This is a genomic window from Microbacterium sp. LCT-H2 (genome assembly GCF_001866135.1).
GTDB lineage: Bacteria > Actinomycetota > Actinomycetes > Actinomycetales > Microbacteriaceae > Microbacterium.
In genome coordinates this window covers 152,517-166,346 of sequence record NZ_MODW01000003.1, presented here as the reverse complement: position 1 = coordinate 166,346, position 13,830 = coordinate 152,517, and the positions used below count along the sequence as shown (strand labels likewise).

The window sequence follows — 13,830 nt, the reverse complement described above, 5'->3', positions numbered from 1 at the left end:
ACCGGCGATCTCGTCTACAAACCCCATCTATCTAGGAGATACATCATGGCGAAGCTTTCCACCGAGGAGCTGCTCGAGCAGTTCGCCGGCCTGACCCTCATCGAGCTCAACGAGTTCGTGAAGGCGTTCGAGGAGAAGTTCGAGGTCACCGCTGCTGCTCCCGTCGCCGTCGCCGGTGCCGCTGGCGGCGCAGGCGAGGCCGCGGCCGAGGAGGAGAAGGACTCCTTCGACGTCATCCTCGAGGCCGCTGGCGACAAGAAGATCCAGGTCATCAAGGCTGTCCGCGAGCTCACCTCGCTCGGCCTCGGCGAGGCCAAGGCCGTCGTCGACGGTGCTCCGAAGGCCGTCCTCGAGGGCGCCAACAAGGAGACGGCCGAGAAGGCCAAGGCTGCTCTGGAAGAGGCCGGCGCGACCGTCACCCTCAAGTAATTCCAGCGCACCAGCGCTTCTGCGAAGGCCCCGGGTTCCGCCCGGGGCCTTCGTGTGTCTGCGGGGTCAGCGCGGCGCCGCCGTGGAGCTGCGGACGACGAGAGCCGAGGCGGCCTCGACGCGCTCGATCGGGGCATCCGGCTCACTCATCCGCCGCATGAGCAGGCGCACGGCCTCCCGGCCCTGGTCCCGCGGCGACTGCCCGATGGTCGTGAGAGCGAACATCTCCGCGTGCTCGTGGTCGTCGATGCCGACGACGCTGAGCTCGGTCGGAACCGCGATCCCCAGGCGGCGAGCGGCGATCACGGCGCCGATGGCCGCCTCGTCGCACACGCCGACGATGGCGGTCGGTCGGTGCCGGCGGTCGCCGAGCAGCCCCGCCGCCGCCGCGTAGCCGCCGGGCATCGTGGGGGCCGCTCCGGCCACCCGCGCTCGCGGGGTCAGTCCCGCCGCGTGCAGCGCCTCCCGGTAGCCGGCCAGGCGTCGGGCGTCGCCGTAGCTGAGGTCGGTGTCGTCCGTGGCACCGCCGACGAAGGCGATGTCGGTGTGGCCGAGCTCGATCAGGTGCTCGGTGGCGATCCGGGCGGCGGCCGCGTCGTCGATCGACACGGCGCTCGATCCGGCGCTGTACGGGCCCACGCTCACGAGCGGGCGCCCGGTGCGGTGCAGTCGCTCCAGCTCCCGGGCGCTGGGCTGGATGCTGACCGCGATGATGCCGTCGAACCGCCGGCCGGGCAGCACGCTCTCGAACAGGCGCTCCCTGGTCTCGGAGCGCTCGGGGACGCCGTAGAGCGACAGGTCGTGATCGAGCGCGAGCAGCGATTCCTGCACGCCTGCCAGCAGCTCGGAGAAGAACCACCGGTCCACCGGCGGCATCACCAGTCCGATGGTGCCGGTGCGCCCCGTGGCCAGACTCGTGGCGGAGGAGTGCGCGACGTACGCGAGCTCCTGCGCCGCCTCCTCCACGCGCTGTCTCGTCTCGTCGGAGACGTAGCCGCGGCCGCTGAGCGCGCGGCTCGCAGTCGCCTTGGACACGCCGGCGCGCGTCGCGACGTCGGCGATCGTGCTCATCGTGTCCTCCTCGACCCGGTTCCACGACGGCGAGCCATCGGGCGCTCGCCGGGAGCAATCGTAGCCGTTCCACACGCGAGGAGGAACCGGTTCCAGACGGCTGGATCTGGGAGCGCTCCCATCATGCCGGCGACAGCGCCCTCAAACGGTTGTGATCTTGTAACCTTCCCCAGTTGTACGGCGGGAAGGAACGCGAGTAGGTTGGCCTGGAATCGGTTCCCCAATGGTTGCGGCGATTGCTCTCCTTGGGCGGACTGAAGATCCACCTGAAGAGGAGAAGTACATGGCTTTGTCACAGCGATACCGCCTGCTCGCCCCCATCGCACTCGTCGGCGTCGCGTCTCTCGCGCTCGCCGGCTGCGCCGAGGGCGGAAGCGGCGAGGGCGGAAGCGGGGAGACCAAGGACACGGTCCGGATCTCCGGCGGCATCACCGGCGTCGAGGCCGACGACCTGAACGCCTCCTTCGAGCAGTTCACGAAGGACACCGGGATCAAGGTCGAGTACACCGGCGACAAGGGCTTCGAGGGCAACATCGTCACCAAGGTGACCGGTGGCGACGCCCCCGACATCGCGATCGTCCCGCAGCCCGGTCTGCTCAAGACCCTCGTCGACACCGGCAAGGTCATGCCGGCACCGGAGGCCGTGGAGACCGCCGTCGACGAGAACTGGTCCGAGGACTGGAAGAAGTACGGCACGTTCGACGACACCTTCTACGCGGCGCCGATGCTCGCGAACCTCAAGGGCTACGTCTGGTATTCGCCGAAGCAGTTCGCCGAGTGGGGCGTCGAGGTCCCGGAGACGTGGGACGACATGATCGCCCTGACCGACACGATCGTCGAGAAGACCGGCGGTCCCGCCTGGTGCGCCGGCTTCGCCTCCGAGGCTGCCTCCGGCTGGCCGGGGACGGACTGGATCGAGGACCTCGTCCTGCGCCAGTCGGGCCCCGACGTGTACGACGACTGGGTGGCCGGCGACGTGAAGTTCACCGACCCCGAGATCAAGCAGGCGTTCGACGCGGTGGGGGAGATCCTCCTCAACCCGGAGTACGTCAACGCGGGCTACGGCGACGTCAAGAGCATCAACTCCACCGCCTTCGGCGACGTCGCCAACGCGGTGGCCAAGGGCGACTGCGCGCTGACCCACCAGGCCTCGTTCCTGTCGGCGAACTTCCTCGACACGGAGACCGCGGACGGCAACGTCCCCGAGGTCGCCCCGGACGGCGACGTCTACGCGTTCATCATGCCGGGCGAGACCGCCGGTGAGCTCCAGGTCGAGGGCGGCGGCGAGTTCGTCGCGGCCTTCTCCGACGACGAGGCCACCCAGAAGGTGCTCGAGTTCATGGCATCGCCGGAGTTCGCCGACGCCCGTGTCGAGCTCGGCGGCGTCATCTCCGCCAACAAGAACGCCGACCCGAGCCTCGCCTCGAGCGAGTTCCTCCAGGAGGCGATGACCATCATGCAGGACGACGCGACGACCTTCCGGTTCGACGCTTCCGACCTGATGCCGTCGACCGTCGGCTCGGGCTCGTTCTGGAAGGGGATGGTCGACTGGATCGACGGCAAGGACACCGAAACGGTGCTCTCCGACATCCAGGCCGGCTACGAGAACTGATCGCCTCGACGCGATCTTCTCAGGCTGAGCGGGGCCGGGCTGCACAAGCCCGGCCCCGCTCCACCCATCCATACTGCGCGGGAACCCAGCATGATCCAGAAGGGGACGTTCATGTCGCACGCGACCATCGAGAAACCCGTCGAGGCTGACGCGCCGCCGACGACCCACGGCACCGACGAGAAGGGGAGGAAGACCACACGCACGATCCTCGCGATCGGCTTCGTGGTCGTCGTCGCGCTGGCTCTCCTCCTCGTCTTCACTGCTCCGACCGAGGAGTCCTCGCGGATCACGATCGGGTTCTCGCTCAACAGCTTCTTCCTGTGGCTGGGCGGTCTGAATCCGCTGGTGCAGATCCCCGCCGTGCTGCTCGTGTTCGGCGTAGTCGTTGCGATCATCCTCGTGCTGATCGAGTTCGCGCCCCGCCCTGGTCGCGGCTACTTCATCATGCGGCTGGTCGCGTGCCTCGTCATCCCGGTGCTCGCGCTGCTGCTGCTCCGTCCCTACGCGAACGCCGTCGTGTACGTCGTCGCGATCGCGCTCCTCGTCGGGGCGCTCCTCTTCTTCGCCGACTTCCGCGCGCGGCAGGGAGCTGGCTATCTCTTCCAGCTCGTGCTGTTCATGGCCCCGGCGGCCATCATGCTGCTGCTCGGCCTCATCTACCCGGCGATCTCGACGATCTTCAAGTCCTTCTTCGACAAGACCGGCGACGAGTTCGTCGGGCTCGAGAACTACATCTGGGTCTTCACCAACCCGGTCGGCACGTCGTCGGTGATCAACACGATCATCTGGGCGCTGCTCGCTCCGGTGATCTCGGTGGTCATCGGCCTCGCCTACGCCGTCTTCATCGACAGGGCTCGCGGCGAGAAGTTCCTCAAGGTGCTGGTCTTCATGCCGGTGGCGATCTCGTTCGTCGGCGCCGGCATCATCTGGAAGTTCATGTACGACGCCCGGCAGGGTGACCAGATCGGTCTCCTCAACGCGATCGTGACCGCTTTCGGCGGCGACCCCGTGCAGTGGCTGGCGATCAAGCCGATCCTCAACACGCTGATGCTGCTCATCGTGTTCATCTGGACCCAGACCGGTTTCGCCATGGTCATCCTCTCGGCCGCGATCAAGGCCGTGCCGGTCGAGCAGATGGAGGCGGCCGAGCTCGACGGCACGAACGCCTGGCAGCGCTTCCGCAACGTGACCGTGCCCGGCATCCGGTCGTCGCTGATCGTCGTGCTCACGACCATCACGATCGCCTCCCTGAAGGTGTACGACATCGTCGCCGTGATGACCGGCGGACGGGATGAGACCAGCGTCCTCGGCTTCGAGATGGTCAACCAGCAGCAGCGGTTCCAGAGCTATGGGCACTCGTCGGCGCTCGCCGTCGTGCTGTTCCTGTTCGTGTTGCCGCTGATCATCTACAACGCCCGATCGATGGCCAAGCAGAGGGAGATCCGCTGATGAGCGCAACGCAGGCCACCGTCGTGGACAACCGCACCAAGCGCCAGGTGGCGCGGGACACGCGCCGCAACGAGGCGACCGCCCACAAGAAGCTCACCTCGAAGGGGGCGACGATCGCGGCCGCGGTCATCGCGCTCTTCTGGACGATCCCGACCTTCGGCCTCTTCGTGACGTCGTTCCGCCCGGGCGCCGACACGCAGAACAGCGGCTGGTGGACGGTCTTCTCCAACCCGGAGTTCACGTTCGACAACTACGTGCAGGCGTGGAACTCGGGCGGCACCTCGACGACTCTCGCGACGGCGTTCATCAACTCGCTGGCGATCACGATCCCGGCGACCGTGTTCCCGATCGTGATGGCGTCGCTCGCCGCGTACGCGTTCGCATGGATCGACTTCAAGGGTCGGAACATGCTCTTCATCTTCGTGTTCGCGCTGCAGATCGTGCCGCTGCAGATGGCCCTCGTGCCGCTGCTGAGCCTGTTCTCGGATGGGCTGACGATCAACGACGTGCCGATCTTCCCCGGATTCGGCCTGAACGAGGTGCAGTACAGCTTCGCGCGCGTCTGGATCGCGCACGCGATCTTCGCTCTGCCGCTCGCGACGTTCATGCTCCACAACTTCATCTCCGAGATCCCGGGCGAGATCATCGAGGCGGCGCGCGTGGACGGGGCCGGGCACGGACAGGTGTTCTTCCGCATCATCCTGCCGCTCGCTGCTCCGGCGATCGCCTCCTTCGCGATCTTCCAGTTCCTCTGGGTGTGGAACGACCTGCTGGTCGCGACGATCTTCGCCTCGCCCGGCGCCCTGCCGATCACCCAGGCGCTGAACTCGCTCTCCGGAACCTGGGGGAACAAGTGGTTCCTGCAGTCGGCGGGAACGTTCATCTCGATCATCGTCCCGCTGATCGTGTTCTTCGCCCTGCAGCGCTTCTTCGTGCGCGGCCTGCTGGCCGGCGCGACGAAGGGCTGACCCTTCGACAGGCTCAGGGACCCAGGTTTCCGGGTCGCTGAGCCTGTCGGAGCGCGGGTGAAACACAGCCCCGGTGGCCGGAGCCCGCGCCGTACCCTGAACAGATGAAGTATGCGGACTCCATCGTCGACCTCGTCGGCGACACCCCCCTGGTGAAGCTCCAGCACGTCACCGAGGGCATCGCGTGCACGGTGCTCGTGAAGCTCGAGTACCTGAACCCCGGGGGGTCGGCGAAGGACCGGATCGCCGCGCGCATCATCGACGCCGCCGAGGCCGCGGGCGATCTGCAGCCGGGCGGGACGATCGTCGAGCCCACGAGCGGCAACACCGGGGTCGGGCTCGCCCTCGTGGCCCAGCAGCGTGGCTACCGGTGCGTCTTCGTGCTCCCGGACAAGGTGGGCGAGGACAAGATCGACGTGCTCCGTGCCTACGGCGCGGAGGTCGTCGTGACCCCGACCTCCGTCCCGGCGGACAGCCCGGAGTCGTACTACAGCGTGAGCGACCGCCTGGCACGCGAGATCCCCGGGGCCTTCAAGCCGAACCAGTACGAGAACCCGAACGGGCCGCGCAGCCACTACGAGACGACGGGACCGGAGATCTGGCGCGACACCGACGGGCGCGTGACCCACTTCGTCGCCGGCGTGGGGACGGGCGGCACCATCACCGGCACCGGGCGCTACCTGCGCGAGGTGTCCGACGACGCGGTGCGCATCGTCGGCGTCGACCCCGAGGGCAGCGTCTACAGTGGCGGCACCGGCCGTCCCTACCTCGTCGAGGGCGTGGGCGAGGACATCTGGCCTGGTGCCTACGATCCCGCCGTCCCGCACGAGATCGTCGCGGTCGGCGATGCGGAGTCGTTCGCGATGACGCGGCGCCTGGCCCGCGAGGAGGGCATCCTCGTCGGGGGCTCCAGCGGCATGGCCGTCGTCGGGGCGCTGCGGGTGGCGAAGGAGCTGCCGGCGGACGCGGTCATGGTCGTGCTCCTGCCCGACGGCGGGCGCGGCTACCTCGGCAAGATCTTCAACGACGGGTGGATGCGCTCCTACGGGTTCAGCGAGGTGGAGGAGGGGGAGACGGTCGCGGATGTGCTCGCGGCCCGGTCCTCCCGTCACGGCCTTCCCGACCTCGTGCACGCGCATCCCACCGACACGGTGCTCGAGGCGATAGGCATGATGACGGAGTACGAGGTGTCGCAGCTCGTCGTCCTCAGCGCGGAGCCGCCCGTGATGATGGGCGAGGTCGTGGGCACCGTCGACGAGAAGGGACTGCTCGACCTGCTCTTCCGCGGCGAGGCCGAGCCGAGCGATGCCCTCGGCGCGCACGTGGGGGAGCGGCTGCCGCTCATCGGCATCCACGCGTCGGTCGCGCAGGCACGGGCCGCGCTCGCCGACGCCGACGCCCTCCTCGTCACCGAGGACGGCAAGCCGCACACCGTGCTGACCCGACAGGACCTGCTCGGCTACCTCTCCCGGTGACGCGGGACGTAACAGGCCGGGGCCCGTCGGAGGGCCCGGACGTAGGCTGAGAGCATGTCCGACCACGACCACGCCTTCGCCACACGAGCCATCCACGCCGGACAGGCGCCCGACCCGATCACCGGGGCGATCATCCCGCCGATCTACCAGTCGTCGACGCACGTGCAGGACGGCATCGGCGGCTTCCGGGACGGCTACGAGTACAACCGCGCGGGCAACCCGACGCGCTCCTCGCTGGAGACGCAGCTCGCCGCACTCGAGGGCGGGGTCGGGGCGCTGTCGTTCGCGTCCGGTCTCGCGGCCGAGGACGCGCTGCTGCGCGGCATCCTCAAGCCGGGCGACCACGTGCTCCTCGGAAACGACGTCTACGGCGGCACCTACCGCCTGCTCACGAAGGTGCTCGCGCCCTGGGGGATCGACACGACCACGGTCGAGCTCTCCGACGTCGACGTGATCCGGGCGGCCATCCGTCCCGAGACGCGCATCGTGTGGCTGGAGACGCCGAGCAACCCGCTGCTGAAGGTCGTCGACATCGCGCTCATCGTCGAGGTGGCGCACGCGGCCGGTGCCCTCGTCGTGGTGGACAACACGTTCGCCTCGCCGGCTCTGCAGCAGCCGCTCGCGCTCGGCGCCGACCTCGTCGTGCACTCGACGACGAAGTACCTGGGCGGGCACTCCGACGTGCTGGGCGGCGCCGTCGTCTTCGGTGACGACCGCTTCGTCGAGGCCGTGAAGTTCCAGCAGTTCGCGGTGGGCGCGGTCTCGGCGCCTCTGGACGCCTGGCTGACGACCCGCGGCATCAAGACCCTCGCGGTGCGGGTGCGCCAGCACTCCGAGAACGCGCAGGCCATCGCCGAATGGGCCCAGGCGCGGCCGGAGTTCGCCCAGGTGTTCTATCCCGGCCTCCCGTCGCACCCCGGTCACGAGATCGCGGCACGGCAGATGAGCGGCTTCGGCGGGATGCTGTCGCTCGGCCTCGCCGCAGGTGCGGACGCCGCCCGGGCCTTCGCCGAGAGCACGCGCGTGTTCCAGCTCGCCGAGTCGCTCGGCGGCGTGGAGTCGCTCATCGGCTACCCGCCGGAGATGACCCACGCGTCGGTCCGCGGCACCGAGCTCGCGGTGCCGGAGAACGTCGTGCGCCTCTCGGTCGGCATCGAGGACGTGGCCGACCTCATCGCGGACCTCGAGGAGGGGCTCGCCCGCATCGCCCGCTGACCGGCACGCCGACCCGCGATCGCGGGGGCGTCCGTCACAATGGGACGATGAATCGACGGATGCTGCTGTGGTGGGGCGTCGCCTGCCTCCTCCTGGCCACTGCCCTCGGCGCTCTCGTCGTCTTCGTGTATCCGCAGACGCCGGGGCTCGACCAGTGGTGGAACGACACCATCGCCGCCGTCCGCGCGGACTGGATGCTGAGCTTCGCCCTCGCGCTGAACTGGATCGGCGGCGGCTGGGTCGCCATCCTCGCCGTTCCGCTGCTGACGATCCTGCTCCTGCTTCTGCTGCGCCGGTGGCGGGGGGCGCTGTTCGCCGCGTTGTGCTTCCTCGTCAGCGCCGGTGCCGTCCAGCTCCTGAAGAACGTCTTCGGCCGCGCTCGGCCGCACGACATGCTCGTCGTGAGCGACTACGGTTCCTTCCCGTCGGGGCACACCGCGAACGCGGCGACCATCGCTCTCGTGCTCTGGGTGCTCTTCCCGCGGGTGTGGGTGGCGATCGTGGGTGCCGCGTGGATCGTGCTCATGGCGCTCTCGCGCACCTTCCTGTCGGTGCACTGGGCGACGGACACGGTCGGCGGGGCGTTCGTCGGTGCCGGCGTCGTCCTCGTGCTCGCGGCCTGGCTGGTGCCGTGGGTGCGACGCGATGTCGAGGCGACCGCCCGCGCCGATAGGCTGAGCGGAACCTGACCCGTCCGAGGAGACCCCGTGTCGCGCATCCGTCCCTACCGTCCGACCGATCGCCCGGCGATGTTCGAGATCTGCCTGCGGACGGCCGACGCCGGGGGAGACGCCACCGGGGTGCTGTCCGATGACGAGCTGTGGGGGAACCTCTTCGCGGTGCCGTACGTCGAGCGGCACCCGGACCTCGCCTGGGTCGTGGAGGCGGAGGACGGGCGCACCATCGGCTACATCGTCGCCACCGATGACACCGACGCCTTCTACGCCTGGTTCCGCGACGAATGGTGGCCCGGCCTGCACGCGCGCTATCCGCGATCGGCGGACCCGCAGACGCGTGAGGAGAAGCTGATCGAGTACGGCTACACGCGGGAGCCGGGGGTCGAGCCGCACGCTGCGGAGTACCCGGCGCATCTGCACATCGACCTGCTGCCGGAGACCCAGGGGCAGGGGCTCGGTCGGGGCCTCATCGAGACGCTCTTCGTCGAGCTGCGTCGGCGCGGTGTCCCGGCGCTGCACCTCGGCATGGACCCCGCGAACTCCGGCGCGGCCGCGTTCTACGAGCGGCTCGGCATGACCGTGCTCCCGTCCGCGCCCGGTGGCCTGACGTACGGGGTGCGCTTCGACGGCTGACGCCGCCCGAGACGAGAGAAGACCTCCGCGATGCGGAGGTCTTCTTCGTCTGTGGCGGTGACGGCGGGATTCGAACCCGCGGTTGCTTGCACAACACACGCTTTCCAAGCGTGCTCCTTCGGCCGCTCGGACACGTCACCAGGGAACAACCTGTCCATCCTATCCGATCTCCCGGGGGCCTCGTGACATACCGGCGATCCAGCTCTACGGCCGCGAAAGCTGTTATATTGCACGTCAAAAGAGGGCTCTATATCTTCATATGAAGACGCAAACGCGTCAGGCGGATCCGGTTCTCTGGGGGGATCATGGGGACGAGTGCGACGACGGCACGGCACGACGAAGGGGCGACGGGGGAAGACCCGCTCCTCGGGCCGCAGGCCCTGCGGGCGTGGGTGACGGGCGGGCATGCGGCACGCGGTCGCGTGTTCCTGCGCGAGGCGGAGACCGGGGCTGAGGCCGTCACGGCTGCGGCCGACCCCGAGGACGTGATCCTCGAGCCCGCGGGATCCGTGCCCCGGCACGGGGCGGCTCGTGCGGTCGGCTACGGCGGGCGGCTCGCCGACCTCGGCGATGAGCTCTTCCTCGGGGAGCGCGGCGTCGAGCTCCAGGACTACATCGCGGCCTCCTTCGTCCAGATCGTCGGACCGACGGTCATGCGCTTCTTCGACGAGGCGAGCTGGCGTGCCTTCCTCGACGACGCCGACCTCGCTCGCGGCACCGGGGTCTTCGCCGCCGCGATGCTCGACCCCCGGGTGCTGCTGGCGGATCGCTCCGCTCTCGCGCGGCCGCAGGAGGTGCAGACTCCGCGCGCCCTCCGCATCGACGCGGACGGGAGAGTGCATCTCGGGCTGCAGGGAGAGGCGGTCGGCCACGTGGACGACCTTCCCGCCGCTCTCGGACGGGCCCGCCCGCGGGCGTCGGCGCTGGGCGGCGTGCCCGGCTCGGCCGACCTCGTCGCCGAACTCGACACCCGGCCGTGGCTCCGCCGATACCTGGACGCCGCCGATCTCCGGAAGATGCTCCGCCTGCCGAACGGCGCTGCTCGGATCGCGGGCTTCGGATGGACGCTCCTCGACGACGAGCTCGCGGATGCGGAGCCTCCGACCGACGACCCGTTCCTGCTCGACACCGCCGAGGGGTTCCTGCTCGCCGATGTCCGGACGCTCCGCCGGCACCTCCTGTCCCCGCTGACCGCTGCGGTGGTCGACGCGATCCAGACCTCCGGCACACGCGGGCGAGCGGCGGCGCGGGTGGCCCGCGCCTGCGGCGTTCCTGACGCCCACGCTCGCCGGCTCTGTCTCGACGCCTTCACGGCGCTCGGCGTCCACCTCGGTGCTCCCATCGAGGACGCCTCGCAGGACGGTGTGCGATGAACGCGCCGCACGCGCTGTGGACGTCGATGCTCCCCGCCGACACCGCCTTCTCTCCGGATCGGGTAGCGGTCGGCGCCTCCGGGCATCGCCTCTTCTACGCCGACGGCTCCGACCGCCTCTGCGCGACCAGCGGGCTGTGGAACGTGCCCCTCGGCTTCGGCAACCCGGCGGTGACCGAGGCCGTGAGCAGGGCGACGCGCGACGCCTCCTACCTCTCGCTGTTCCGCGCCCCGCACCGGTACGCCGAGGACGCCGCCGATGCCCTCATCGCCCTCGCGGGCTCCGACCGCTACCGGCGGGTGATCTTCTCCACCTCCGGCGGGGCGGCCAACGACGCCGCCATGAAGCTCGCCCGGCAGTACTGGGCGCAGCAGAGCGCCGGGTCGCGGTCGCTCGTCGTCGGCCTGCGCGGCAGCTACCACGGCACGATGTACGGCAGCCACGTACTGAGCGGTGACGACCTGCTGCAGTCGGTCTACGGCGTCGACCGGCGCACGGTGCGGCACGTGTCGCACGCCGACGACGGGGAGGAGCTCGCCGCGCTGCTAGAACGCGAAGGCTCCCGCGTCGCCTCCGTCGTCGTGGAGCCCGTCCTCGGCAGCGGCGCTCACGCGCTGTCCACCACCTTCGTCCAGCGCCTGCTGGAGCTGAGGGAGCGGCATGGGTTCCTGCTGGTGGCAGACGAGGTCGCGACCGGTTTCGGGCGCACCGGTGCGATGTTCGCCACCGACCGCTGGGCGGCCGCACCGGACATCCTCCTCGTGTCGAAGGCGCTGACGAACGGCGCGATGGGGGCTGCCGCGCTCCTCGTCGGCGACCGCATCGCGACGGCGTTCGTGCGCGGCGGGTGGACGTTCGTCCACGGGGAGACGCAGGCGGGCACGCCCGCCTGCGCGGCTGCGGTCCTCGCCGTGATCGACGAACTCCGTCGTATCGACGTCGAGGCCACCACGCAGGCCCTGGCGCCGACGCTGCACCGCCTCGCGCGGACCTGGCAGGAGGAAGGGATCGTCTCCGACGTCACCGGCAGCGGCTGCTTCGTCGGGGTGGGGCTCCGCCGCCCGGACGGGTCCCCGCTCTCTGGGACCGACGTCCTGGAGGTGGTGTCCGCCATCGCCGACAGCGGCGTCGTGGTGCACCCCGGTCCGAGCTCCTTCCAGCTCATCCCCGGCTACGGCTTCACCGCCGCGGAGGTGTCCGAGACCGACCGGGCCGTCCGGGCCGGCCTTGCGCACGTGCAGGAGGCCGCGGCATGACCGCGCCGTACGCCGCGCACGTCCCCACGCTGTGGCACGGGCCGCGCGCACCGGAGGCGACGGCGCGTCTGACGGCCGGACGCGACACGCTGGTGATCGCCGACGCGGCCGTCGCGCACGCCTTTCCCGCCGCAGCGTCGGCCCGGACGATGACCGTGGAGGCCTCGGCGGTGGACGAGCTCGGCATCCTCCTGATCGCCGAGGAGATCGTCCGGCGACCGCCCGAGGTCATCGTGGCCGTCGGCGGCGGAAGCGTCCTCGATGCGAGTAAGATCGCGGCCCTCGCGCTCAGCCCCGGACGCCTCCTGGACTTCGCCCTGCGGCACGCGGCGACCGCGGCGCTCACGATCCTGCCCGACGCGCCCCCGCCGGTCGACATCATCGCCCTGCCGACGACGCTCGGCACGTCCTCCGAGACGAACAGCGTCGCCATCCTCCGGAACCGCCGCGGGACCCGGCTCCTCGTCGGTCGCCCGCTGCGCCCCCGCCACGCCGTCCTCGATCCCGAACGGCTCGCCACGCTCACCCCCGCGGCTGTCCGGGAGGGCGCGCTGGAGGCCTTCCTCCGGGTGGCCGGCGCCTCGACGAGTCCGCGGACCGAGCGGGCCGAGCGCGACGCGCGGATCCTCGGTCGGGCGCTGCTCGAGGCGGCCGCGGGGGACGCGATGTCGACGACGGGACGCCTGCGCCTGGCACGCCTGAGTGCCGCCACCCAGCGCACGGCTGCCCTTCGCGGCCCCGATCCGTACAGCGCCCGCCACTGGTATCTCGCGAACGAGGTCGCCTTCCATCTCGGCGTCCGCAAGATGACGGCCACGGCGGCGGTCATCGCCGCCGTCTGGCGGCGGATCGGTGCGGGCGATCCGCGCTGGGGCGACCGCACCAGCCTCGATGCCTTCTGGGCCGTCGTCGCAGCGGAGACAGCGCTGCCTCGTGACCCGGCAGCCGGCATCGCCGTCGTCGTTGATCAGGGAGGGCTCCCGTCACCGCCGCGCCCGAGCGCACGGGAGATCGACCGGATCGCCGCCGCCGTGGAGACCGCGTGGGGGGATCACCGCCCCATGCTGCGCGGTATCCGTGCTGCGGACGTCCGCGACGTGCTCCACGACTCCCGGTGGAGCACGTCTCCGGTCGGCGACCGCCGGCCCCGAGCCGTGGAGAGGAGGTGACGGGAATGAACGAAAGCACGGAGACGAGCATCCGATTCCAGGAGCTCGACCCGATGGAGGCCCCCAGTTGGGACAGCTTCTACCAGGGCGTGATCGGTGCGCTGGTCCTCATCGGGATCGGTGCGGCGGCCGCCACGTGATGTCGACCGGAAGCACCGGATCACAGAAAGGAAGGAGGGACACATGACCGCAGCACTGCCGACGCTCGAGTTCACGGAACTCGACGCCATGGATGCGCCGGGCGATGCCGACGACTACATCCGCGGTTTCGCCGTGGGCGTGATCATCGGAATTCTCGCTCTGACCTAGGAGGTGCACGTTGCAGACCACGTCGCTGGAGTTCCTGGAACTCGAACAGATCGACACCCCGCTCGAGTGGTGGGAGCACGCGAGCTACATCATCGCGATCATCGGCGGAGCCGCCGCCATCGCGACCTGACCGAGGGTGCGGGCGGGACCACCCGCCCGCACTCCCCGACCATCCATCCGAGGAGAGGCGATGC

15 protein-coding genes and 1 tRNA gene are annotated in these 13,830 nt (G+C 70.0%); 14 read left to right on the top strand and 2 right to left on the bottom strand.

Features of this window, described 5'->3' with window-relative positions:
- Nucleotides 1-45: 45 nt before the first annotated feature.
- Entirely contained in the window at nucleotides 46-429 is a 384-nt protein-coding gene (rplL, locus tag BK819_RS09330) for a 50S ribosomal protein L7/L12 (RefSeq protein WP_025104227.1), read from the top strand.
- Nucleotides 430-495: 66 nt separating this feature from the next.
- Here rplL and BK819_RS09325 read toward each other — a convergent pair whose 3' ends face one another.
- On the bottom strand, nucleotides 496-1,500 hold the full coding sequence (locus BK819_RS09325; protein ID WP_071328905.1) for a LacI family DNA-binding transcriptional regulator: 1,005 nt from the start codon (nucleotides 1,498-1,500) through the stop codon (nucleotides 496-498).
- Between the two features lie 283 nt (nucleotides 1,501-1,783).
- Here BK819_RS09325 and BK819_RS09320 point away from each other — a divergent pair, with 283 nt between their 5' ends.
- The 7 genes from BK819_RS09320 (at nucleotide 1,784) to BK819_RS09290 (ending at nucleotide 9,529) form a co-directional block, all read left to right on the top strand.
- Nucleotides 1,784-3,112 carry an ABC transporter substrate-binding protein gene (locus tag BK819_RS09320; RefSeq protein WP_071328904.1) on the top strand — a complete coding sequence of 443 codons (1,329 nt, stop codon included), beginning with the start codon at nucleotides 1,784-1,786 and terminating at the stop codon, nucleotides 3,110-3,112.
- Nucleotides 3,113-3,223: 111 nt separating this feature from the next.
- Complete coding sequence (locus BK819_RS09315; protein WP_025104230.1) at nucleotides 3,224-4,561, top strand: carbohydrate ABC transporter permease; 1,338 nt, start codon at nucleotides 3,224-3,226, stop codon at nucleotides 4,559-4,561.
- Nucleotides 4,561-5,529, top strand: coding sequence for a carbohydrate ABC transporter permease (locus BK819_RS09310; protein ID WP_025104231.1), 969 nt, complete (start codon nucleotides 4,561-4,563; stop codon nucleotides 5,527-5,529). Before BK819_RS09315 ends, BK819_RS09310 begins: the two co-directional genes overlap by 1 nt.
- 104 nt (nucleotides 5,530-5,633) lie before the next feature.
- Nucleotides 5,634-7,004: a cystathionine beta-synthase gene (locus BK819_RS09305; RefSeq protein ID WP_071328903.1), complete on the top strand. Its 1,371-nt coding sequence runs from the start codon at nucleotides 5,634-5,636 to the stop codon at nucleotides 7,002-7,004.
- A gap of 54 nt (nucleotides 7,005-7,058) precedes the next feature.
- Entirely contained in the window at nucleotides 7,059-8,219 is a 1,161-nt protein-coding gene (locus BK819_RS09300) for a cystathionine gamma-synthase (protein WP_071328902.1), read from the top strand.
- 47 nt (nucleotides 8,220-8,266) lie between these two features.
- Nucleotides 8,267-8,908 (top strand): phosphatase PAP2 family protein, encoded by a 642-nt coding sequence (locus BK819_RS09295; protein ID WP_256209431.1) that lies wholly within the window; start codon nucleotides 8,267-8,269, stop codon nucleotides 8,906-8,908.
- A gap of 18 nt (nucleotides 8,909-8,926) precedes the next feature.
- Nucleotides 8,927-9,529 (top strand): GNAT family N-acetyltransferase, encoded by a 603-nt coding sequence (locus BK819_RS09290; RefSeq protein ID WP_177173819.1) that lies wholly within the window; start codon nucleotides 8,927-8,929, stop codon nucleotides 9,527-9,529.
- 52 nt (nucleotides 9,530-9,581) lie between these two features.
- Here the strand turns inward: BK819_RS09290 and BK819_RS09285 are convergent.
- Nucleotides 9,582-9,669 (bottom strand) — tRNA-Ser (locus BK819_RS09285).
- A 165-nt stretch (nucleotides 9,670-9,834) separates the two neighbouring features.
- Here BK819_RS09285 and mpaB point away from each other — a divergent pair.
- From mpaB to mpaA3, 6 genes are read left to right on the top strand one after another with little or no spacing between them, the layout of a single operon-like run.
- Nucleotides 9,835-10,902: a daptide biosynthesis RiPP recognition protein gene (gene mpaB, locus BK819_RS09280; protein WP_071328900.1), complete on the top strand. Its 1,068-nt coding sequence runs from the start codon at nucleotides 9,835-9,837 to the stop codon at nucleotides 10,900-10,902.
- Nucleotides 10,899-12,158 carry a daptide-type RiPP biosynthesis aminotransferase gene (mpaD, locus tag BK819_RS09275; protein WP_071328899.1) on the top strand — a complete coding sequence of 420 codons (1,260 nt, stop codon included), beginning with the start codon at nucleotides 10,899-10,901 and terminating at the stop codon, nucleotides 12,156-12,158. Before mpaB ends, mpaD begins: the two co-directional genes overlap by 4 nt.
- Nucleotides 12,155-13,327, top strand: a complete 1,173-nt coding sequence (gene mpaC, locus BK819_RS09270) for a daptide-type RiPP biosynthesis dehydogenase (RefSeq protein WP_071328898.1) — start codon at nucleotides 12,155-12,157, stop codon at nucleotides 13,325-13,327. The genes mpaD and mpaC overlap by 4 nt, the downstream gene beginning before the upstream one ends.
- Before the next feature lie 5 nt (nucleotides 13,328-13,332).
- On the top strand, nucleotides 13,333-13,467 hold the full coding sequence (gene mpaA1, locus BK819_RS16990; RefSeq protein ID WP_256209430.1) for an MpaA1 family daptide-type RiPP: 135 nt from the start codon (nucleotides 13,333-13,335) through the stop codon (nucleotides 13,465-13,467).
- 43 nt (nucleotides 13,468-13,510) lie between these two features.
- Nucleotides 13,511-13,636 (top strand): MpaA2 family daptide-type RiPP, encoded by a 126-nt coding sequence (mpaA2, locus tag BK819_RS16985; protein ID WP_256209429.1) that lies wholly within the window; start codon nucleotides 13,511-13,513, stop codon nucleotides 13,634-13,636.
- 10 nt (nucleotides 13,637-13,646) lie between these two features.
- Nucleotides 13,647-13,766 carry an MpaA3 family daptide-type RiPP gene (gene mpaA3 / locus BK819_RS17075; protein WP_292788270.1) on the top strand — a complete coding sequence of 40 codons (120 nt, stop codon included), beginning with the start codon at nucleotides 13,647-13,649 and terminating at the stop codon, nucleotides 13,764-13,766.
- Nucleotides 13,767-13,830 lie beyond the last annotated feature (64 nt).

Coding starts and splice junctions, on each gene's coding strand:
- rplL (WP_025104227.1), top strand. CDS start 46: ATGGCGAAGCTTTCCACCGAGGAGCTGCTCGAGCAGTTCGCCGGCCTG.
- BK819_RS09325 (WP_071328905.1), bottom strand. CDS start 1,500: ATGAGCACGATCGCCGACGTCGCGACGCGCGCCGGCGTGTCCAAGGCG.
- BK819_RS09320 (WP_071328904.1), top strand. CDS start 1,784: ATGGCTTTGTCACAGCGATACCGCCTGCTCGCCCCCATCGCACTCGTC.
- BK819_RS09315 (WP_025104230.1), top strand. CDS start 3,224: ATGTCGCACGCGACCATCGAGAAACCCGTCGAGGCTGACGCGCCGCCG.
- BK819_RS09310 (WP_025104231.1), top strand. CDS start 4,561: ATGAGCGCAACGCAGGCCACCGTCGTGGACAACCGCACCAAGCGCCAG.
- BK819_RS09305 (WP_071328903.1), top strand. CDS start 5,634: ATGAAGTATGCGGACTCCATCGTCGACCTCGTCGGCGACACCCCCCTG.
- BK819_RS09300 (WP_071328902.1), top strand. CDS start 7,059: ATGTCCGACCACGACCACGCCTTCGCCACACGAGCCATCCACGCCGGA.
- BK819_RS09295 (WP_256209431.1), top strand. CDS start 8,267: ATGAATCGACGGATGCTGCTGTGGTGGGGCGTCGCCTGCCTCCTCCTG.
- mpaB (WP_071328900.1), top strand. CDS start 9,835: ATGGGGACGAGTGCGACGACGGCACGGCACGACGAAGGGGCGACGGGG.
- mpaD (WP_071328899.1), top strand. CDS start 10,899: ATGAACGCGCCGCACGCGCTGTGGACGTCGATGCTCCCCGCCGACACC.
- mpaC (WP_071328898.1), top strand. CDS start 12,155: ATGACCGCGCCGTACGCCGCGCACGTCCCCACGCTGTGGCACGGGCCG.
- mpaA1 (WP_256209430.1), top strand. CDS start 13,333: ATGAACGAAAGCACGGAGACGAGCATCCGATTCCAGGAGCTCGACCCG.
- mpaA2 (WP_256209429.1), top strand. CDS start 13,511: ATGACCGCAGCACTGCCGACGCTCGAGTTCACGGAACTCGACGCCATG.